The organism is Flavobacterium sp. RHBU_3, assembly GCF_046613565.1.
Classification (GTDB): domain Bacteria; phylum Bacteroidota; class Bacteroidia; order Flavobacteriales; family Flavobacteriaceae; genus Flavobacterium.
Map to the genome: position 1 here is coordinate 79,429 of NZ_JBKJHC010000005.1, position 21,385 is coordinate 100,813.

Below are 21,385 nucleotides of genomic sequence, written 5' to 3' on the forward strand. Positions count from 1 at the left end.
CAGGTTGCAGTTTTCAGTCGCAGTCTCAGTATACGGGAGTGAGTAGTAAATACTAAAACTTCAATACGCTTCCTTTGTGCTTTCTTCAGCCCGTTTAAAACATACGAGTGAAGCTAAATCTTAAATCTACAATCTTAAATCTTAAATTACAACCCCATCATCATCCCGAAGGTAACCCTGCCTCCGTCTGAGCCATAAAAATAACTTACGTTTGCGGTAATAAGGCTGGCTCCGTTTAACCAGAAACCGCCACCTGCACCCTGGTGCCATTTGTTGCTGTGTTCTCCCGGTAGCCATACGCGTCCGTAATCATATCCGCCCAGCAGGCCATAGGTTACAGGGATTATACTTTTTCCTTTGCCCAGCGTGTACCTTAGGTCGGTAGTGTGCAAAAAGCTGTTGCGCCCATAAAAGCGCTCGCGGCGGTAACCACGCAGGTCGGCATCGCCACCCAGTGTGCTGGCCTGGTAAAACTCGTAGTTATTGTTAAAAATCAATTTGCCTTTTACCCCACTGGAAAGTACCAGCTTGTCGTTTTGAGTAAGGCGGTGCCAAAAAGTAAGGCTGCTTTCGCCGTAAGCAAAGTTTCGTTCAAAGGTGTCAAAACTCATCTTCCAGCCGCCTGTAGCATAAAACTTAAGGCCCATAGCGGGTAGTGATGCGTTGTCGTAGTTTTCAAATTTATATGTGCCCTGTACACCGGCGTATTGCAGATGCTCAAACAAACGGTTTGGTATAGCCCCCGGCTGGTTTACAAAACGGTCTGTGGTACCGTCTACCTCTACGGTTTCAAAATCGGTTTTAAGCTCTACGGCACTGCCGTTTACCCCTTGCTTAAATACCGACGGCGACACACGGAATACCTGTAGCTTTACACGGTTGTAGTCCATGCCCAGCTCATTGTCGTGGTTTGCGGTTTCGTTACCCATACCAAAGTAGTTAATACTAAAATTATTACTGGTATAACGGGCATCCATACCCAGGTTCCATTTGCTGGCCACATTCATAAACACGCCTTTGTATTTAAACTCAAAGCCCATGGTGGCAAAGAAATAGTTTACGGCAAAGGTATGCTTGCGCGAAAAAGGCCTGCGGTTAAAGTTGTTTACGGTATACCCGGCACTGGCTCCCAGTTTTACGCCGTCATCGGGGTTGTAACCTATCATGGGGTAGCCCATCCAATAGTTGTAATTCGGTTTTTTGTAATCATAACTATTGGTTTCATAATCATCAGTAAGGCGCATTGCGGTACGGCTATCCGCTTCATAGGTGTTTTCTTTACTCTTAAAATCGTAAATCTTTACTTTTTTGCCGTTTTCCACTATATAATTGTCGTGGTTTTGCCCGCCTATAAGCCTAAGGGTTATCGGTTTTTCAGGTTTTCCTTTTACGTTGAAAACATCGTCGTCGTCCAGCCCGTAAATCCACAGTTCTTTGGTTTCTTTACGGTTGTAGGTATTGCTGTATATTAGGCTGTCGCCCTTTTTGCTTACGCTGTAAAGCTCCACCTGGGTAATGCCACCGGGCTTGCGTGTTATTTCAAAACGGTCTTTTTTGTCTGTACCTGTAAGCAGTACGGTGCGCAGTAATACCTTGCGGTATTCCAGGGCATATTTGTCCAGTTTGTCGCGGCGGCTTTTCAGGTTTTTCTTTATGGTTTCTATATCGCCATCCATAATTTCAGGCGGCAGCTGAGCGAAAGCCTTATCTATAACCTCGTTGGTCAGGTGCTCCTTTATATAAGCAGCCTGTTCCAGCCATTCTTTTTCGCCGCTTTTTGTAATAAAAGCCACATCCTGTGGGTAGCCCTGTTTGGCCTGCCACCTTACACTGGATATTTCCTCGGTATAATTACGCATATAGCGCAGCGCAGGCATTGTCATTATTATAGACAGCAGTTTCCCGTCTATCTTGGGGAAAGCCTGGTCGCGGTCGCGGGGTATAGGGCGGTAATACGTGCTGTCCGGTGTTTTAAACTCGGCCCAGCGCCACTGGTCGGCATGACGGTCCCAGTCGCCCACAGCCAGGTCAAACAGCCTTGCACGTATGTACATTTTTTCGTCGATTACGTTCTTTTTGCTTTTGGCAAGCTTATCGTGTACATCGTCAGAACTTATAATGTCTTTTGCATGTCCAAAGGTATCTGTATTGCTAAACTCGCCCGACGGACGTTCCTCAACCATAAAAAGAGCATCGCCGTATTCGGTATTGTACTTGCCCATTGCAGGTTGTTTCGGTATATAGTACAGCTCCGGATTTGTATGGTAAATACCCACAGCCCCTACCAGGTCGTTAATAATAAACGGGGTGTACGGGTTTGCCGTGGTATAAAAATCCAGCAGGAAACGTTCGGCATAGGTGTTTTCAAACTCGTCGCCTACATACCGGGTTTTAAATGCCGATGATTGTATAAAACGGGTGGTGCTTTTGCGCACGGCACGCATTACGTATTCATGCCCCTGTTTATCTATAAGCCGTATGGAGTTGCTCTGGTGCCCACCACCGGCACGCCCTACGGTAAAGCCTCCGTGCAGCGTGTCTAATACCGCCACCGGAACGTTAACAGGGGTGCTGTAATATTTGCGGTAATGTTCGCCAAACAAGAAACGGTAAAAACCACTTTTTGTAGTTTCGGCCTTAGAATATATAGATGCAGTAGTATCTTTAGGGAAATTCCGGCTGTATAAAGCGGGGTTTGCACCTTCTTCAATTTCGTTATGCAGCAGGCGTTTTGTAAATATTTCTTCCTCTCCGTTATCAGTTACCTTAAAGTATTTTACAATAGCCTCACCGTTTGTAAACACATCCAGGGTGGCATAGCCACGCCCACCATACGAAAAGTCGTAATCATTAATGGCACGTGCGCCTTCTTCCTTGCTTCCGGCGCCGCTTATTATCTGCTTTATGTTGTCTTTTTCTATGTATTGAAGGTTATGGTCGTGCCCGGATAGTACAATTACGTTATTACGTGGTTGCAGCAGGGTTTTTATACGATCGCTCAGGGTACGGTATTCTTTGCTTTGCAAGTCCTGGTCTATAACCCCGCCGGTGTTCCGTATCAGGTTTATAAGGCTTCCTACTATGGGCAGCGGTACTTTTTTTACAGGGTATATTTCCTTTCGGGCTTCCAGCTGTCCGCCGTGCGCGCCATTATCCATAAGCGGATGGTGCATAGCCAGCAGTATGGTTTTGTCCTGGTTTTTATTCAGCAGGCTTTCCAGCTCCAGGAAAAAAGCCTCGCGGGTTTTTATGTCGCAGTCGTCGTTTATGGTAGGGTAGTTGTCCCAGTCTTCTAAGTACCACTGGCTGTCTATGGTAATTATGGTAATATTATCGGTAACCTTAATGTCGTTTATGGCGCAGCCGCTTCCGGGCTGAAATGCTTTTTTGCCCAAAGCCTCTTTTACCAGTTTTTCCTGTTCCTGCAAGCCTTTTAGTCCGTGGTACCAGTCGTGGTTGCCGGGTATAAAATAGGTTTTACCTTTAAAAAGCCCTGCAAGTGCCAGTTGGCTGTTTAGTGAAGCTTCGGCTTCTTTGCGGCCTTTTTCGCCTTCCTTTGGTACACCCAGCGGATACACATTATCGCCCAGGTAAAACAGGGTGGTGTTTTTTCCTTCTTTCTTCAGCTTGTTGCCCACTACCTTAAGCAACTGCTGCGAATGCGGACTGTCGGCATAACCGGCATCGCCCACAAGGTAAAAACTATGGGCAAGGGTGTCGGCGGCGGTAACTTGTGTACTGTCTTTGGCGGCAAGTGCTTTTTTGCCGTATTGTTCCTGTTTTACAGCACAGGAAGCCAGCACTAAAGCAGTAGCAATAACAGCAGTATTGCCAATATTTTTTGAAAGCCTGGTGGCAACCGGAAAGATTTTCATAATTTGGTAGTGTTTTTTAATCAGTCTTGCCAATGGATATTGTTTCTAAAGCGGAGAACCATGTATTCCACCTATTCAAAGATAGGCTATCTCCCGATTATATATACCATAATTTTAACCATACTTTACGGGTAGTTCGTGCTGCGGAAACCATAGCCAAAGCCGAGGAAGTAGATGCAGCCACACTTGAAGCCATAGTACTGGCAGGGTGGTTTCATGATATAGGGTATATAGAAGGAGGCCTTTCTCATGAAAAACGCAGTGCCGTTATGGCCGAGGAATTCCTGAAGGCTGAAGGTTACCCTGATGATAAAACTACTTTGGTTAAGCGCCTTATTATGGCTACCGAGCTGTCTTATGAGCCGGAAGACCTGCCCGAAAAAATAATGAAAGATGCTGATTGCGCTCATTTTGCCGATCCTAATTATATACAGCTGTCTGAACTGTTGCGCAGCGAATGGCAGAAAACGGAAGGCAAAGAGTTTACCGACCTGGAGTGGAATGTGGGTAACCGTATGCTGCTGCTGCACAAGCACAGGTTTTATACCCATTATGCCAAGAAGCACCTGCAAACCATAAAAGAAGCAAACATAGCTGCGCTGCAGGATGCCATAACCGGCTATAATAAGCAGGATAAAAAAGAAAAGAAAAAGGACAAGGAGAAAGAAAAAGAGAAGAAAAAGGAGGAAAAACCCGACAGGGGTATTGATACCTTATTCAGGGTAACGCTGAGCAACCATACCCGCCTGAGTGATATAGCCGACAGTAAGGCAAACATACTCCTTTCTGTAAATACCATTATTATATCCATTTCGCTGAGTACGCTTATCCCTAAGCTGGACAGCCCCGCTAATGCACACCTGGTGTTTCCTACGTTTATAATGATGCTGTTTAGCACCGTAAGTATCATATTTGCCATACTTAGTACACGGCCAAAAGTAAATACGGCCAATTTTAGCAAAGACGACGTTAGGCAAAAGCGAGTAAACCTGTTGTTCTTTGGTAACTTTTATAAGATGAGCCTGGAAGAGTATGACACCGCCCTGCGTGAACTGATGACCGACCGTGACGATGTATACGGTGCCCTTATTAAAGACCTTTACTTCCTGGGGCTGGTGCTTAACCGTAAGTACCGCTTGCTACGCGTAACGTATAATATATTTATGGTGGGTATCATCATTTCGGTGTCGGCGTTTGTATATGCGTTCTGGATGTTATAATTTCAGAGGGTAGATTTCAGATTTCAGATTTAGCTTCACTCACTCCGGTAATCCATGTGATTATTAAGAGCAAACTAAAGATATTTTACAACAAAGCCCATAAGTTCTTAGCTTATGGGCTTTGTTTTTAGATTGCCACGCTCCGCTGCGTTCTCAATGACCGGCAGTAAGAGTGCAGCTAAATCTGAATTCTTCAATCTGAATTCTAAAATTATTTACGGGTGCTGTCGTGGTATTGTGTAGGCTTTCCTTCGTTCCACAGCGTAAGGATATCTGTTCCTACCGATGCTCCGCTACCTGCTGCTATAGATAGCTGGCTGCGTTGACCCGCAAGTGTACCGGCTACATACAGCCCTTCGGCTACAAGGTGGTCGTCATTGCGCAGTTGTATGCGGTTTTTTTCGGGTAGTGCCTTTTTGTGCGGCTCTATATATTCTTCAAGCCCCTCAATTGCAGCTGCCGGAGCAGAGCCCGAGGCCACAACCACAATCTTTGCGGTATACGTGTTTTTGTTTGTGGTAACGGTAAAATTACCTGCGCTGCCGGTTATATTCATTACTTTTTCGGCAGGAATCTGCTCTACTTCGGGGTACAGGCTGCCCAGGTGCTCCAGGCTGGTACGCAAAAGGTCGGCTCCAAGAGTGCCCGGTGCTATACCGTAAGCATTGTTGTATAAGCCGTCTTGCAGGGCACTGGCTTTCTGGTGGGTAAGTATGGCTACCTTTTTGCCTTCGGCATACGGCCTTTTTAGGGCTGAGCCAATAATAAGCGCGCAGGAAACGCCCGCAGCGCCCCCGCCTATAATAAGTACATCAAACATTAGTGTTTACGGATTTTCTGGTCAATTTTTTTAGCACTGTTAAATATCAGCAGTATTAGCAGTCCGCATACCGATAGTAGTGTGCAGATAAGAGCTACAGCGCTGTTCTTTTCCAGTGGATTTTCAAAATTTACCTGTGTAAGGTTAAATACAGCCAGGGCAATGGTAAGCCCCATAAGGATATAGATGAATACTTTCATTGTAGTATTGCTTAAATATGAAATAACTGGCTGTAAAATTAATCAATATAACTGTTATACGAACAACTGCTTTACATTAGATGCAAATAATTTAACAGCTATGGCAAGAAGGATTACGCCAAAAACCTTGCGGATAACCCCCAGGCCGTTATTACCCAGTATGCGCTCTATCTTGGCCGACGATTTTAGCACCACATATACCACCGCTACGTTTATGGCTATGGCTATGATAATGTTTATCTTGTCGTATTGAGAGCGTAAAGACAGCAGGGTGGTCATGGTACCCGCACCGGCTATAAGAGGAAACGCTATGGGTACTATAGATGCCGTGCTGGGGTTGTCTTCCTTGTACAGGTTTATGCCCAGTATCATTTCTAACGCCAGGAAGAAGAGTACAAACGAACCCGCCACTGCAAATGAGTTAGCATCAATACCTATAAGTTTCAGGATTTCTTCGCCTACAAATAAAAAGGCAATCATAATAACCAGTGCCACTATCGATGCTTTTTCGCTTTGTATGTGGCCTAGTTTACTACGCAGGTTTACAATAATGGGTATGCTTCCCACTATATCTATTACGGCAAACAGTACCATGCTTACAGTAAAAACATCTTTCCAGTTAACAGTCATTGTATAAGGTGTATTTTTTCGGGCGCAAAATTACTATACAAAATCACAATCAGCAATGTTTTTGTGATATTATTTAACACAGGCGAATGCTTGGTTAAATAATTGCTTAGTTGCTGATTAATAGCGATATAAAAAGCTGTCGTCTGTAAAAGGCAATTATGGTAAAAGCACCGCCTTTACCATATTGTCTTGTTTCAGTATCATTTCGTAGTAGGCCTTTTCACTTATCAGTTGCCTTACAAACTCTGCCGCAAGGTATTCTTTCACCTTGGCTTTGTGTTTTTCCAGTTTAAATACAAGCCCGTTTCCGGCCAGGTATTTATTAAACGCGTTATAATATTCGTCTGTACCTGTAATTTGTTTTTCTATGGCTGTAGCATCAAGCCCGCTCAATGCTTTGCGGGTTTTGTCCAGCTGTTCAAATACAAAATAGGCTACCATGCCGCTTTGCATCAGTGTGGTTATGTTTTCGTCGCCGTGCTTGCCGTCCAGCGGCACAAATGTGTCGGGTATAATACCACCGCCGCCATACACTATGCGCCCTTTAAGGGTTTTATACTTCAGTGTATCGGCTATTTTTATGCTGTCGGCAGCGTAGAGCTCACCGCTTTCAAAACGTTTTTGCAGGTCGTTAAAATAGGCTTCGCCACCCTCCTTATAGCTGCGCTGTATGCTTCGCCCCGACGGAGTGTAGTAGCGTGCTACGGTAAGGCGCACGGCACTGCCATCGCCCAGCGGCATTTCGCGCTGCACCAGCCCTTTACCAAACGAGCGTCGGCCCACAATAGTTCCCCTGTCGTTATCCTGTATGGCACCGGCAAATATTTCACTTGCCGAAGCACTGTTTTCGTTTATCAGTACATACAGTTTACCCGTTTCAAACAGGCCTTTTTCGGTAGCGCGGTTCACGTCTACGCGGCCTTTCTTGTTCTTGGTCTTTACAATCACGCGGCCGTCCGGCAAAAACTCGTCGGCCATTTCCACAGCCATTTCCATGTAGCCGCCGCCGTTATCGCGCAGGTCTACAATCAGTTCTTTTGCACCTTGTTTTTTCAGGTTGCCTATGGCTTTATGGAATTCGGTTTCCGTGGTCTCTGCAAAGCGGTTTACCTTTATGTAACCTGTACCCGGTTTTACCATTACGGCAGCATCTACACTTTGTATAGGCACCACATCTCGGGTAATGTTTACATTAAACTTGCGGTTTTCGCTTTTACGGAAAATGGTAAGGGTAAGCTTACTGCCTTCTTCACCTTTCAGTTTACTAAACAGTGTATCGTTTGGCAGCTTACGCCCGTATAGTTTATAGTTGTCTGCAAAGAGGATGCGGTCTCCGGCGCGTATACCGGCTCTTTCGCTGGGGCCGCCCGGCACGGGTTTTATTACCGCCACCGAATCTTTGTACATGTAAAAGTTAACGCCAATGCCCACAAAGTCGCCTTTCATGCTTTGGCTTACCTGTTCCATTTCGCCTTTGTCTATGTATACGCTGTGCGGATCCAGTTTTTCCAGTATGCTGTTTACGGTAAGGTCTACAATACTGTCGGTATTTACATCGTCTACATATTCGCTTTCAATAAAGTCTACCAGCTTGTTCAGCTTGCCTTTACCTGAGGTATTTCCGCCAATAAGCGCACCCTGCTGTGCCGGATAATTCAGCAGGCTGCCTATAACTATCCCCAGGGCCATGGCTGTAGCCAGCACTACGGGGAGAAATACTTTTTTAATCTTCATTTTTATTACTATCCTGTTCTGATACCTGTTCCACTGCTACACCTGCCTTCTCCAGGAAATCAACACCCGAACGGTCTTTGTACAATGTTTGGTACACTACGCGGGTTATGCCCGCCTGGTGTATCAGTTTGCTGCAGTCTTTGCAGGGCGACATGGTTATGTACAGCGTGGCACCTTCGCAGCTTTGGGTAGAGCGTGCCACCTTAAGTATGGCATTTGCCTCGGCGTGCAGTACGTACCATTTTGTAGTGCCCTCATCGTCTTCGCAGCAGTTTTCAAAGCCCGACGGTGTACCGTTGTACCCGTCTGAGATGATCATCCTGTCTTTTACAATAATTGCGCCAACTTTCTTGCGTTTGCAGTACGAAAGCTGACCCCATTCGCGGGCTATCCTTAGGTAAGCCCTGTCATATTTACTTAGTTTATCCTGTTTCATGCTTAGTGCCCGCCGCTAAACGCTTCGGGACTTTAAAATTACGTATAAATTACCAAAAACGATGGCTAATAATCAGGGGCAATGAAATACCTGCCACAAAAGCCGAAAGTACCAGCTGCCAGTCGCGGCGGTTTACCTTAAGTCCGTCTGTTACCAGTAGTGTAATGATAAGAACGGCTAAAACGGCAATAAGTTGTGCTACCTCTATACCCAGTGTAAATTCCATAAGGGTAACAAATACGCGCTGCTTTTGCCCGGCAATGATCATCTTAAATCCATGCGAAAAACCCAGCCCGTGTACAAGCCCGAAAAACAGGGCGGTAAGCGCTGCAAAATTCAGCATGCCCGATGCCGAACGGTTTTTGGTAAAGAAAATATTAGATGCCGCAGTAACAAATATGGTTATGGGGATAAGGAACTCTACCGGCCCCGAATTTACGTTTACCAATCCGTATACTGATAGTACCAGCGTCATGGTGTGGCCTATGGTAAAAAGGGTGGACAACAGCAGTACCTGTTTCCAGTCTTTAAAGCTATAGGGTAGTGCCAGCATGGCAAGAAATAAAAGATGGTCAAACCCGTCAAGGCTCAGCACGTGCTGAAAACCCAGGGTAAAGTATAACTGAAAATCGCTCATCAGCCTTAGAACTCTTAAGATTTAGTTAGGAAATGTAAACTTACGTCTTTTTTGCACCGATATGGCACGTATAATGATAAGTATTAAAAAAATGTTTCATAATTTTATTGAACGCAAAAACGTTTTTAGAAGAAAGTAAACGAATAAACACAAAGAATTATGTCTATCTCAGATCTATTTGACACAGGATTTAAGCAACGTAACCAGGGGCATTTTGCCTCTATTGTTAGGGTTGCTATGGAAAACGGCCACCTCAGTGTAGAGGAAAGGGCGTTTATTGATAAGCTAGCTAAGAAATTAGAGATTTCGGAGGAAGACTATAAGCTGATTCTTGCTAACCCGTACAAGTACCCCGTAAACCCGCCGCACCTGTATGTGCAGCGACTGGAAAGGTTGTACGACCTTAGCCGCATGGTGTATGCAGACCACGTACTGGGACCTAAACAAAAAGAAATACTTACCCGTTTTTCGCTGGCGCTGGGCTTTACACCCGGTAACGTAAAGTATATTGTAGACAAGGCACTATCTTTACTGGTTATGGGCGTAGACAGCGACACTTTTGTATACGAAATGCAGCACATGAACAAATAAAAACGTAATACCAAGCCCTCCGGAAACGGAGGGTTTTTTGTTTTAAGCCGTATGCGGCAATCTATAAAACACCAAAGCCCCTTAAAAAGGGGCTTTGTATAAAGTATTGTTATATCATATTATTTGGTTTGCAGCTCTTTTATAAGGTCATCATACGTATAGGTGCCGGTATTATCTACCCCGTAGTTTATGGCTACACGTAGCGCCTTAAGGCCGGTAACACCCTGCAGGTCTTCTACATCAAAGCTTTCTACTACATTACCCAGCAGCCCTTTGTGTTGCAGGAACTGTATGTAGCGCCTGTATTCGGTTTCTTCCTTGCGCTGGGTGTATACTATGGTTATCTTGCCTTTTTGTGTAATACGCTCCTTAGTACCTTTTATGTTGCTCTTATCTATACGTTTTTTCACCACTTCATAGCGGGCATTGTAGGTGCCGTCTACATCAAAACGTTTTTCGTCCATACGGAAACGGATGCTTATGGCTGAACTGAATACCAGTATAAGCGATGTAACATCTAGCTCGTACGGCAATGACGGTTTCAGGCGGTAGTACTCGTTTTCCATTTCGCACATTACCTGTAGCTGCCATAACCTCAGGTTGTTTAGGTACAACGGATTATAAGGGTGCTTGGGCGAAATGCTGGCACCTATATACAGGTTGTGCTCTACACCGTCGGTTTTAAAGCGTTCGTAATAATGCGGAAAGAACAACTGTGCCTGTTCCTGCTTTTTATCCAGCAGGTTTGCCATTTGTTTGTTTATGGCCGACAATGTACGGTCAAAATCCTTACGGCTTTGGTACACCATATGCAGCTTATTATCAAGCGAATTAAAGTATTCCTTAATACGGGCGGTTACTGCCGGGTTACTGCTACTAAAATGGTTTAGTACTGGGTGTACCTCATTAATTATATACGTTTGAATGGTAGCTTCGGTATCTGCTTTAAGAGGGTCGCGCAGTTTGTCTTCCAGGCTTTCAAGTTCAAATATGTGCTGCTCTACAAGCGGCAAAGGCTGCTGCTCAAATATATACCTGAATACCGATAGCAGGGTTTGTACCTGTAGCATCAGGTCTTTTTCGGTACTGTCGTTTCGGGCAGTGCTGCTGCCTTTTACATCCAGCTGTCCGTATAGTGGGTATACTTCCCTAAATACAATATCCTTAAATGCCTCGCGGTTATTGCGGCTTTGCAGGTGCTCCAGGGCTTCTTCCCTAAACTTCCAGTATACACTGTGGTGTATGGCTGTGTATTCGTTTTGTATTATGGCATCTACCTCGTTTTGCAGTTCGCTGTAGTAGCGCTCTATGGTATCGGTAATAAACGGCGTTACAAATTCCAGCTTGTTAGCGTTTATGGTATTCAGGTCTTTTGCCCTTGCCGAAACCAGCTCTATAAACCCGTAAAAACGATCGTTTTTAATAATAGGCGCCAGTATAAGGCTGCGTATATCCTGCGAAAGCAGGTGCTGTGCCATAGCGGTTTCGGTAGGGTTTTCTTCTATAAACCGTTCTACGTCGCTTATTACAAAATACTTGCGGTCGTGCATTATCTCGTCCAGGTCGTCGCTGCAAAACATGGCATCGCAGTCCATTTCGTTTATACCGTTAAGTATATGGCTCTTTACGCCCAAAAAAGGTGCCAGCTTAAACAGGTTATCCTCGGTATTTACCTCGGTAAAGCCTACACGCAGGTCGGGTATACGAAAGATGGACCGGAAAATACCTTCAAAGCTTTCGGTGTCTTTGTTTTCCTTATTGTCGTTGTTCAGTAAGCTGTCTTTAAGGCTGCCTATGGCATTCTCTGTAGTAGCGTCATACAAGGATACTATACCGAAACCTTTTACCAGCCAACTGTCCGGCGGGAACTTTTCTTGCCAAATGTCAAGGTTGTCAAAGTTGTCCATGAGCAGGTTTACATCTTCGGCTGTAATATTTACGGCCTTATCTGTAGCAACCAGCTCCATAAAATCGGCATTATAGGTTATGCGGTAGTGGTGCATTACGCCATCCTCATCGGGTATGTCATAAAACAGCGGCTTGTTAAAGTCGAAATTATAACCGTAATGAGAGTTTAGAATCAAACAGCAGCAAAAAACATAAAAATGGTGATTGTCAAAATCACGGATGGCCATATCAAAATCGCTACCCGCATTGCTGAGTATTTTTGTAAAACGTGCTGTATGGTTAAAGGTAAGATTATAAAAGGGTATGGTTACGGCCTTAATCTCGTTATTTGTAAGCGCTGTAGGAAACAAATCGGCCAGCAGGTTGCGTATAAGCCCTTCATGGGTTTGTATAAGACCCATGTCTTCTATGCCGTCGCGCAGTTCGGGGTAGGGTGCGGCATGATTAAGCAGTGCCTGGGCATATTCGGCCCGGTAACCGGTTTCGTTTTTAGCGATATCCTCCAGTGCTTCAAGCACTTTGTGGAACGAGAGGCGGGGTACCAGTGGCCCCCATTTGTATTGTTTTGCCTCCATAGCTTTGTAGATTGATGTGTGGCTGCAAAGTTACAAAATTTTTAAATCGCTTATACTAACTTTAAGGTTTCTGCGTTTAGGGGTGGATTTGTTTATTTGTTAATGCGTGTATTTGAAAAACTAATGAAACCCTGGTAACGCAAAAGCCCTGCAATCGCTAATTAATCTGGATTTTTTGAAACCAAATACACGAATACACAAATTAACAATCACCGAATAACCTATTAAAGCTTTATACGGTACAGCTTGCCACCGTCTTTTTTGTCTTTTTCGTCGGCTACCAGCAGGGTTTTATTGTCGGTAAAACAAACGGCCTCTTTTTGGGTTGTTTTTCCTAAGTCATACGATTGTATGGTGCCGTGGGCAAAATCATCACCTTTATAGCCTGTAATCAACCACAATTTACTACCGCTTACCAGGGCTATGGTTTTTCCGTCGGGGCTTATATCTGCGCCGGCTATGGCACATTTCCTAAAGTTATCGCAGGTGCTAAAACTACCTATGGTTACAGCAGACGTTGCCCCGGTCTTGCTTACTTTACGAACCTTTACAATATCATCGGCCGGTACACAGCGGTTTTTACTGAACAGATAAAAGTTGCCTTTATATTCAAAGAAAGCCTCGCAGTCAAAGTTGCGGTCTTTTTTCTTAGCCGGAAAATCTTTTTGTTCCGGGTAGTTAAAAGTAGTGGTGCCGGTTACTGCTATTTCGTTGCCCGGTTTTCCCAGGGCGTATATGGCCAGGTTAGTGCGGTCGTTTTCATTGTTGCCAAAATCACCTACGTACAGGTTACCTGCTTCATCTGCGGCCAGGTCTTCCCAGTCATTGTTTTTGGCATTGGTTACGGGTACTTCAGTATGCTTGCCTGTTTTTTGGTCTATGATGTATAACGATGCATTATTGCCGCTGTCTTCCTGTGCCCACAGGGTGCCGTTTACATACTCCAGCCCCGAAACTTCTTTAAGGTGCAGTGTGGCTATTTCTTCTATATCTATGTGTTGGGTGTCGTTTTTTTTATCGGCACAGCAGGTGGCTACGGCAGCAAGCAGTATACATGCGCCCGGCAATATTCTTTTCATGAGTTTAAAGGTAGGGAAAAGGAACCAATAAGTACAAAAAAAGCTGTATAGGTGTGGTCTATACAGCCGGAATAATCAAAATATTTTTAGCAAGGCTGGTACCTTGCGGTGTGTTGGTAAGCCTAAAGTTATGCATTATGCGTGCATACTGTACTCATTTGGTGAAATAATCGTTTACAGGCGTATTTTGCCGATTAACGTATGGATTTTGCAGTGTTTTTTAGGGTTTTATTGGCTGTTAACCCTGCGTTAATTGCATAGGGATTGATAAAATTGTGGCGTAACTTTATATTATAAATCAGCAGTAAAGTGTGCAGGTTGCCTGAAATTCACAAAGGTTTGAGCATACATTGAAACTGATAATAGCAATACACACATTAGTTAACCTTAATATGTAAAGTTATGGAAGCAAATGATAAAAGGGTGCGTACACCCGAAGACAGGGCACAAAGGCTGGAAGAAATAAGACACTTAACCCCCGATACTACATTACCGTATGAAGATCCGGCTGTGGTAAACCCAGAGGAACTGGCTAGTTTTCCGAGGCCTGCAAAAAAAGTAGGGTCAGTGCAGTTAGAAGAAGAAAGCGAAATGCACCTTGTAAGCGTAAAACACTCTGCCGTTAGGGAAGGTAAAAATATAGTGCGCACAGATACGGGTGCCTAAACCTTACAGGATGTTTTTAAAATAAACAAGCCCCGCACTGCGGGGCTTGTTGTATATATCTAAATATAAAAATCTTAGTGAGTGATTTTCTTAAGCACTGCAGGGTTAGCGTCAAGCTTCGCCATTTTATCAGCGCTTAGGGTAGCCCTTAGTTTAGACTCTATGTTTTGTGAGATAATTTCTTTGCGGTCAGGGCTTGCATTAGGAACAGATACCTCACGGAAGTTGCGGTATTTTGTTGTAAACAGCTCGTTGAACATTGATTTTTCACTATCAGTAAGTGTAACTACGCTGTTTAGGCTGGCCACATCATTTTTAGCAGCTGCTGCAATTTCAGCATCGCTAAGCTGAGTCTGAGTTTTTACAGTTGCAGGCGCAGTAGCCTTTTTTTGCTGTGCAGAAGCTGTGAAGCCAACACCAAGCGAAAGAGCGATCAAAGCAATTATTTTTTTCATGACAATTATTGTTTTTGTTTAGTGTTTATTTCGTCAAATCTAACTAATTTACAAAACAACACAAAACTTTAACACATAAAATTTACCTTCTACGGCCTTTTTTTGCCTTAACACCGCCTTCAGGCCTTTTGGCTGCATGCTCTGTGTGCATTTTTTCAAATTTTGTAAACTGCTCAGGGCTAAGTATTTTCTTCATCTCGCGTTTCATGGCTATCTGTTCGTCCAGCATTTGGCTTTTCATAGCAAAGCGTTCGTCGGCTGTAGGAACCTTACCTGCTTCACGATCGGCCTTTAGCTTGTCATGCGCTTCCTTCTTTTTAAGTTCGCGGTCCAGTACCAGTTTTTGGATATCCTTCTGCTGTTTATCCGTCAGGTCCAGAGCAAGTGTAAGTTGTTTTGCTTTTAGCTCAGCGCGTTGTTGCGGAGTCAGTTTTTCCCTGTCGCCTCTCATTGGGCCATCGGCTTCAAATTCGGGCCTGTCCATTCTCTCTTCATGCATGGCTACATCAGCACCGTCAAATCCCGGGCCTGCATGCCTGTCATCAAAACCTCTTTCTTCCTGGGCTGCCACATTTAGCGCTGCCATCATGGCAATTGCTGCAATTAACGTTCTCATCTGTATTTCCAATTTAATGTTATACCTCTTTGACGACGTTTTTGCAATAAAGTTTAACGATGATTGTGTTAATTTTTAAAATTTAACATTTTGGTTGGGGTTCTAAATAACAAAGGGCACCCGAAAGGACGCCCAGTGTCTTTATACAAGATTTAAGATTTCGTGTAATGAAATATAATGTAATGATGTTCTCTTAACTATTAATAAGCTCGTTTGTGCTCCAGTATTCTATAAGTTTTTTGGTGTTGTTCATGTAGTCCTCATGCCTAAGGGGTTTTACCACATATCCTGCAATACCTATGTTATAGCATTCTTTAATGTCGGTATGGTTTGTAGATGTGGTAAGAATAACCGTAGGTATAGATTTACGGCTTTCGTCTTGTTTTAGTATTTTAAGGAACTCTATGCCGTTCATTTTGGGCATATTTAAGTCCAGTATAATAATATCCGGGTTTACTTCCCTGTCTTTAAGTAATTCCAGGGCCTGTGCACCATCATGAGCCTCAACTATTTTATGACGCAGTTCCAGGTTTTTTACCACCTTGTTAAACTTCATCACTTCAATAGCATCGTCTTCTACTAATAATATATTTAGGGGCCTTGACATTTTCTTTCCGTTTTACAGAACAAATGTACAAAGCCCCTAAAGGTTATCTTGCTGATTTTAGCCAAATAGGCGTAGAGTGTCGTTGAATGGCAACTTTGAGTCGTTCAATTGTTTTTTGGTTAATCATTTAATATTTGATTAGCCTAAGTTTTGCGCTAAAGCATGTTTAAACGCTTCATAAGTTCGGGCCTGTTTGCACGGCTTACCGGTATAACATCTTTGCCTATAAGCACACTATTATCTTCAATATCCACTATTTTTTTTGTGTTTATTATGTAAGTACGGTGCACCTTAAGGAAAAGGCTGGCAGGTAGTTTTTCTTCTATTTTTTTTAGTGTACTGTGTACAATGTAGTTTTTGGCCTCAGTTTTTATATGGATGTAGTCGCCTTTTGCCTCCACCACGTTTACTGATTGTATTTCTATCTTAATAAGCCTGCGGTCTATGTTTACATAAAACTCTGTAGCAGTATCAGCAGGAACCGTTTGCGATATTGGTTCGGCTGCGGGTGCCGCAGGGGTAGTGCCGCTTACCGGGGTAAATGATGGTGCAGGGGCAGATGCCTTTAGTGCCTTTGCCTTGCGCACGGCCCTGAAAAACCTTTCTTCGGTTATGGGTTTTACAAGATAGTCGACTATACAGTCGTATTCAAATGCCTCTGTGGCAAAGTTTTTATCTGAGGTAACCAGTACAACAGCCGGTGGATTTTTAATGGTTTGAATAAAATCAAACCCTGTAAAATCAGGCATGTGTATATCCAGGAAGATAAGATCGGTATCTTCGTGCTGGTTTAAGTGTTTCATGGCATGCATGGCATTGCTGTATGTACCCGCTACTGTAAGTTCAGGATCTTTAGCCGCCAGTCCTTCAAGGATATTACGCGCCAGCGTTTCGTCGTCAACAATAATGCAATTCATAGGCTGATAAATGCTATAACCCTTCTGTAAATGTTACCATGCTTTGTAGTATGGCTTCAAAGTCAGGTGCCAGGGAGTTTTCGTTGTTTTTTAACTGGTCTTCAAATTCTGCGGCAAGATAATAACTTTTTTCTAAACCTAAAATGCTGATTTTGTGCTTCAGCTTATGCACATGTTCGGCACAGGTTTTATAGTCGCCGCCGGTATAGCTGTTAGTGTATGCTGCTATTTCCTGCGGGAGTTCAGCTTTAATGGTTTTTATAAGTATGGCTTTAAAATCATCATCGTCTCCGGCCAGGGTGTTTATATAGTCCAGGTTAGGCTGTTCCATTTTTTGGGTAAGGTAAAGTAAAATGTTGTTCCTTCGTTTTCCGTGCTTTCCAGCCAAAGGCGCCCTTCATACCGTGCTATGATCTTTTTTACAATAGAAAGTCCTATGCCCGATGATTGGCTGTTATTATCAAGCTTTGTAAATATATTAAAAATTTTGTCGAAATATATTTTTGGAATCCCTTTTCCGTTGTCTTTTACATAAAAAACATAATCGGTAGGCTCTTCTTTAAAGCCTATTTCTATAAGTCCCTGTGGTTTGTCGTTGTATTTTATAGCGTTTTCTATAAGGTTTTGAAACAGCTGCCTAAAACGGTAATAGTTACCTTCTATACGGGGCATGTTAGGGGCCACGATTATTTTAACGCCGTTTGGGCTGCCCACTGTAACAAGTATTTCGTGCAGTAGCTCGTTAAAATTTACCGGCCTGTTTTCTGTTTCGTGTCGGTCTATTGACGAGTATTCCAGTATGCCTTTAATAAGTAAATCCATCTTTTCGGTATTAAAAAGAATAAGATTTAAAGAGTTAAGGCTCTCATTATCCAGTTTGTCGCGGTTGTCTTCAACAATCCAGGTAATCAGGGTGTTTATGGTTCGCAGCGGTGCCTTAAGGTCATGGCTTACCATGTGGGCATAATCATTCAGTTCCTGGTTTTGTTCTTCCAGGTTTTTTACTAGTTTTTCGCGCTGCTCATTTGCCTTAACAATCTCCTCTGTTTGTTTCTTTATGTATTCTGCCGGGTTAAAGGTTTCGTTGTTTGGTTCCTGTGCGGCCAGCTTCATGGAAAACAATACCGAGTTCAGGTCGGCATTCAGCTGTTGCAGGGTATCGGCTTCGCTTCGTAATTTTTCATTGGCTTCATAAAGCTCCTCCGAACCCAGTGTCATAGCATGTTGCAGCAGGGTTATCTGCTCGTCATAATGAACGTATGAATCGTTTACTGCCTGCAGAAATTTTTCCATAGAAGCCGGGTCTGCGTTTGGCAGATGCTTTTTTAGTTGTCTTTCCAGCAGTGGATTCATATTATTCGCTGATTAAGGTTAGGGTTAAGGTTTGGTTGTGTACCTCGCAAATAAGATTCCCAAAAAACGGAGCTATCTCAGCATAAGAATAAAAGCCGGTAAAGGCAGCTTTATCGCCTATTATTTCGCGTATCATTTCTATCTCCTCCTCTATGCGCATGCCCATTATGGCTTTTCGGCCCATGCAGCTTACTATAATAGCAGCTTCGGCTTCTTTAGTGCGGCTGGATACAGCCTGTTTGGCTGCCTCCAGGGCGCCGTCTGCAATGCCGTGCATAGAGGCCATAAGCATTTGTACTTTGCTGTCTGGTGGGCAGTCTCCCGCAAGTACTATAGAGCCGTCTCCGGTATCTATGCGCAGTACTGTACGCACCAGCCCGAAGGTTTTTCCGGGAGGTATTATAAGTAGTGGGAATCCTAATAGTGATTCCATTTTTTGCTCCACCCTTTCGCCCAGATAAGCACGGTACAGGTCCAGAGCGGGTTTACCGTCTATTTCATACACTACGTTGTTTTCAGATTTTGTTGCCTTTCGTTGTGGGCCTATCGGCTGAAAACCGCCGTAGCTGGCATAGGTAATTTCGGGGTTGCCTCCATAAATACCTATAAGTACGCAGTTGCCGTCTTGTGGGGGTGTGTTATACCCGGTAACGGTTCTTTCAAAACGGCCGTCGTCTCCGCTAAGGCCACCGGTAACGGGTACATTACCAAAAGCGTCCTTCGAAAGTCCTTCGGCAAGCGCACTACCGTTTATAAAATGCCCTGAGCCAAAAACCAGCATGTGCTTAAGGTCTTCTTTCGGTAGTTTTTCCGAAAGGGTCTTGGCCATGGCGCGGGTATCGTTGTTAAAATTTTCGAGATGCTCTGTAACTACGGTAAATGTGCTTTTTTCAAAATCCAGGGCTGTTACCGTAACAGAGTCATCGTATACGTTATCTCCTAATATTTCTCCTGCGGTAGATACATATACCGTATGCCCGTAGTTAAACTCGGTTTGTATTTGCTGCAACACATCCGGTTGTTCCAGCAGGAGCCTATTTGCGAAAACCAAAACAAGAGGGTTTTTTAATTCTTGTTTTTCACCTAAATATTTCCACCCGTCCTGAGGGGTGTAAAGTGCCTGTACTGCTTTCATTATTTAGAGGTTTTAGGAAATCGGGCAAAAAACGTGGTGCCCTGTCCCACGGTACTTTCTATCCAAACCTTTCCTTTGTAGTGGTCTACCACTTTTTTTACAATGGAAAGCCCCAGGCCGGTAGAACGCTCGTTTTTTACCAGCGACTGGAATATTTTAAATACTTTTTCGTGGTTTTCCGGTGCTATGCCCGGGCCATTGTCTTTTACATAAAAAGTATAGTCTGCTTTTGTTTCGGTATATCCTATGTTTACAAAACCTTCGGGTTTATCTATGTAATTTACCGCATTTCCTATTAAGTTTTGAAACAACTGCTGCATCCTGAAACGGTCGGCAATTACCGTAGGCAGCTTTTTGTCTATACTTACGTTTATATGATGAGGTATGTCTATAATATGGATAATGTTTGATACCACCTCGTCAAGGTCTATGTGTTCCCGGCCCACATCGGTGCGGTCTATACGAGAATATGTAAGTACTCCCTGTATAAGGCTGTCCATTTTTTCGAGCTTGTTTTCTATCATGCTCATGTACATGGCAGTTTGCTCGCTCATGGTGTCTTCATTTTCTTCGCGTATCCAGGCAATCAGAGAGTTAATACTACGCAATGGCGACTTAAGGTCGTGCGATACTATTTGTGCGTAGTCTTCAAGCTCTTTATTACTCTTTTCAAGGCTTAGTAGTAGCTCTTCCTTCTGGTGTTCAAATTTTTTGCGTTGGCTTATGTCTTCTGCTACTGCAAAATAGCCTTTAATTTCGCCCCAGTCATCATACAGGGTTTGCCCCTGTACGTGTGTCCAGAAAGGTTTTCTTTTGGCGTTATAGTTTAGTATTTCGCAACTAAAAGGTTTACCTTGTTCTATTTGTTCGGTAAGGTAACGTACGGTTTCAGGGTCAGTATCCGGGCCTTGCAGCAGGTCGCCCGGCCTTTGTCCCATAAGTTCAGCAGTGCTAAAACCGGTCATTTGGCTATAACGCTTGTTAGCCCAGTTTATACGCCCGTCGCTGTCGCATATTACTATAGAGTTTATGTTTTTTTCCGAAATAAGCGACAACAGTTTTACCTGCTCGTCTTTAGATTTTATCTCGGTCATGTCCTCTATCATTGCAAAATACTGGGTTACCTTGCCATGATCGTCATAAATAGGTTGCCCCTGTGTACGCGTCCAGAAAAAGCTGCCGTCTTTTCGCCCGTGGGTTATTTCTACGTCAAATGCTTCTCCGTTATAAAACAGGTTTACCATTTTGTCCAGCGCCTGTTTTTCTATAGCGGGGTTGTTACCTACCTGTACCGGCGTGCGGCCTATAATTTCTTCGCGGCTAAAACCGGTTTGCTCTATATAAGCATCGTTACACCAAAATATTTTGGCGTCGGGGGTGGTAAATATTATACCGTTATTGTTGCTGCTGGCCACCATAGAAAGGCGGTTTAGCTCTTCACGGTCTTTACGCAGGTCTTCGCGCTGGCTGTTGTTTATTTTTAGCAGGTTGCGCAGTTCCAGGGTGGTTATTTCCTGGGTTTTTAGCAACTGAAGTAAATCCAGCAGCGGGTCGTAGCTTGCAAAATCTGAAAGGTTAAGGCTTTTGCTTTTAATCTCTTCCATAGATACAAACCACGGCGAACCTACAAACAGGTACCTGTCGTGTACCTGTTCAAACTGTCCGCGCAGTATTACTTCAGATCCTGTAAGGCATTCCAAGATAACAAGTTGAGTGGCGTTTTCCTGTAATGTTTCAGGTGTAATGGTTTCTACAAAAGGACGCTTAAAACGAAAAAAATCGGTAAAAGTAGCACCTGCCTCAAGACTTGGGTATAATTTTGAAATACTTCTCCCGAAGGATTTTATTTCCAGGTTATTATCTATAAGCAAATAGAAGGGGAATATCTTGTCAAAATTCTCCTTAGTAAATGAAAATATCCAGTTTTTCAT

The 21,385-nt window shown here is 43.7% G+C and carries 20 protein-coding genes; 3 read left to right on the forward strand and 17 right to left on the reverse strand.

The window, feature by feature from the left end; translation table 11 throughout:
* Positions 1–146 precede the first annotated feature (146 nt).
* Complete coding sequence (locus ACLI1A_RS08635; RefSeq protein WP_411408180.1) at positions 147–3,875, reverse strand: metallophosphoesterase; 3,729 nt, start codon at positions 3,873–3,875, stop codon at positions 147–149.
* Between the two features lie 32 nt (positions 3,876–3,907).
* Between ACLI1A_RS08635 and ACLI1A_RS08640 the strand changes: the two genes are divergently transcribed.
* Positions 3,908–5,095, forward strand: a complete 1,188-nt coding sequence (locus tag ACLI1A_RS08640; protein WP_411408182.1) for a Pycsar system effector family protein — start codon at positions 3,908–3,910, stop codon at positions 5,093–5,095.
* 211 nt (positions 5,096–5,306) lie between these two features.
* Here ACLI1A_RS08640 and ACLI1A_RS08645 read toward each other — a convergent pair whose 3' ends face one another.
* From ACLI1A_RS08645 to ACLI1A_RS08670, 6 genes are all read right to left on the reverse strand, one after another.
* Positions 5,307–5,915 (reverse strand): FAD-dependent oxidoreductase, encoded by a 609-nt coding sequence (locus tag ACLI1A_RS08645; protein ID WP_411408184.1) that lies wholly within the window; start codon positions 5,913–5,915, stop codon positions 5,307–5,309.
* Positions 5,915–6,115 (reverse strand): hypothetical protein, encoded by a 201-nt coding sequence (locus ACLI1A_RS08650; protein WP_411408186.1) that lies wholly within the window; start codon positions 6,113–6,115, stop codon positions 5,915–5,917. The genes ACLI1A_RS08645 and ACLI1A_RS08650 overlap by 1 nt, the downstream gene beginning before the upstream one ends.
* A gap of 54 nt (positions 6,116–6,169) precedes the next feature.
* Positions 6,170–6,745: a MarC family protein gene (locus ACLI1A_RS08655; RefSeq protein ID WP_411408188.1), complete on the reverse strand. Its 576-nt coding sequence runs from the start codon at positions 6,743–6,745 to the stop codon at positions 6,170–6,172.
* A 156-nt stretch (positions 6,746–6,901) separates the two neighbouring features.
* Positions 6,902–8,479: a S41 family peptidase gene (locus tag ACLI1A_RS08660; protein WP_411408190.1), complete on the reverse strand. Its 1,578-nt coding sequence runs from the start codon at positions 8,477–8,479 to the stop codon at positions 6,902–6,904.
* Positions 8,469–8,915 carry a deoxycytidylate deaminase gene (locus ACLI1A_RS08665; protein ID WP_411408192.1) on the reverse strand — a complete coding sequence of 149 codons (447 nt, stop codon included), beginning with the start codon at positions 8,913–8,915 and terminating at the stop codon, positions 8,469–8,471. The genes ACLI1A_RS08660 and ACLI1A_RS08665 overlap by 11 nt, the downstream gene beginning before the upstream one ends.
* 49 nt (positions 8,916–8,964) lie before the next feature.
* Positions 8,965–9,552, reverse strand: coding sequence for a HupE/UreJ family protein (locus ACLI1A_RS08670; RefSeq protein ID WP_411408194.1), 588 nt, complete (start codon positions 9,550–9,552; stop codon positions 8,965–8,967).
* Positions 9,553–9,711: 159 nt separating this feature from the next.
* Between ACLI1A_RS08670 and ACLI1A_RS08675 the strand changes: the two genes are divergently transcribed.
* Positions 9,712–10,143 carry a TerB family tellurite resistance protein gene (locus tag ACLI1A_RS08675; RefSeq protein ID WP_411408196.1) on the forward strand — a complete coding sequence of 144 codons (432 nt, stop codon included), beginning with the start codon at positions 9,712–9,714 and terminating at the stop codon, positions 10,141–10,143.
* Between the two features lie 119 nt (positions 10,144–10,262).
* Here ACLI1A_RS08675 and ACLI1A_RS08680 read toward each other — a convergent pair whose 3' ends face one another.
* Together ACLI1A_RS08680 and ACLI1A_RS08685 are read right to left on the reverse strand one after the other, a co-directional pair.
* Positions 10,263–12,626 (reverse strand): GAF domain-containing protein, encoded by a 2,364-nt coding sequence (locus ACLI1A_RS08680; RefSeq protein ID WP_411408198.1) that lies wholly within the window; start codon positions 12,624–12,626, stop codon positions 10,263–10,265.
* A 224-nt stretch (positions 12,627–12,850) separates the two neighbouring features.
* A complete protein-coding gene (locus ACLI1A_RS08685; RefSeq protein ID WP_411408200.1) occupies positions 12,851–13,705 on the reverse strand; it encodes a hypothetical protein in 855 nt (284 codons plus the stop codon).
* 402 nt (positions 13,706–14,107) lie between these two features.
* Here ACLI1A_RS08685 and ACLI1A_RS08690 point away from each other — a divergent pair, with 402 nt between their 5' ends.
* Positions 14,108–14,371, forward strand: coding sequence for a hypothetical protein (locus tag ACLI1A_RS08690; protein ID WP_411408202.1), 264 nt, complete (start codon positions 14,108–14,110; stop codon positions 14,369–14,371).
* Positions 14,372–14,445: 74 nt separating this feature from the next.
* Here ACLI1A_RS08690 and ACLI1A_RS08695 read toward each other — a convergent pair whose 3' ends face one another.
* The 8 genes from ACLI1A_RS08695 to ACLI1A_RS08730 form a co-directional block, all read right to left on the reverse strand.
* A complete protein-coding gene (locus ACLI1A_RS08695; protein WP_411408204.1) occupies positions 14,446–14,826 on the reverse strand; it encodes a hypothetical protein in 381 nt (126 codons plus the stop codon).
* A gap of 82 nt (positions 14,827–14,908) precedes the next feature.
* The gene (locus tag ACLI1A_RS08700; RefSeq protein WP_411408206.1) at positions 14,909–15,442 is read right to left on the reverse strand and encodes a hypothetical protein; all 534 of its coding nucleotides are present in this window, start codon (positions 15,440–15,442) and stop codon (positions 14,909–14,911) included.
* A gap of 193 nt (positions 15,443–15,635) precedes the next feature.
* Positions 15,636–16,049, reverse strand: coding sequence for a response regulator (locus tag ACLI1A_RS08705; protein ID WP_411408208.1), 414 nt, complete (start codon positions 16,047–16,049; stop codon positions 15,636–15,638).
* A 155-nt stretch (positions 16,050–16,204) separates the two neighbouring features.
* Positions 16,205–16,966 (reverse strand): LytR/AlgR family response regulator transcription factor, encoded by a 762-nt coding sequence (locus ACLI1A_RS08710; RefSeq protein WP_411408210.1) that lies wholly within the window; start codon positions 16,964–16,966, stop codon positions 16,205–16,207.
* A gap of 13 nt (positions 16,967–16,979) precedes the next feature.
* Entirely contained in the window at positions 16,980–17,297 is a 318-nt protein-coding gene (locus ACLI1A_RS08715) for an Hpt domain-containing protein (RefSeq protein WP_411408212.1), read from the reverse strand.
* Positions 17,270–18,319: a sensor histidine kinase gene (locus ACLI1A_RS08720; RefSeq protein ID WP_411408214.1), complete on the reverse strand. Its 1,050-nt coding sequence runs from the start codon at positions 18,317–18,319 to the stop codon at positions 17,270–17,272. The genes ACLI1A_RS08715 and ACLI1A_RS08720 overlap by 28 nt, the downstream gene beginning before the upstream one ends.
* Position 18,320: 1 nt before the next feature.
* A complete protein-coding gene (locus ACLI1A_RS08725) occupies positions 18,321–19,454 on the reverse strand; it encodes an FIST signal transduction protein (protein ID WP_411408216.1) in 1,134 nt (377 codons plus the stop codon).
* Positions 19,454–21,385 (reverse strand): PAS domain-containing protein, encoded by a 1,932-nt coding sequence (locus tag ACLI1A_RS08730; protein WP_411408218.1) that lies wholly within the window; start codon positions 21,383–21,385, stop codon positions 19,454–19,456. Before ACLI1A_RS08730 ends, ACLI1A_RS08725 begins: the two co-directional genes overlap by 1 nt.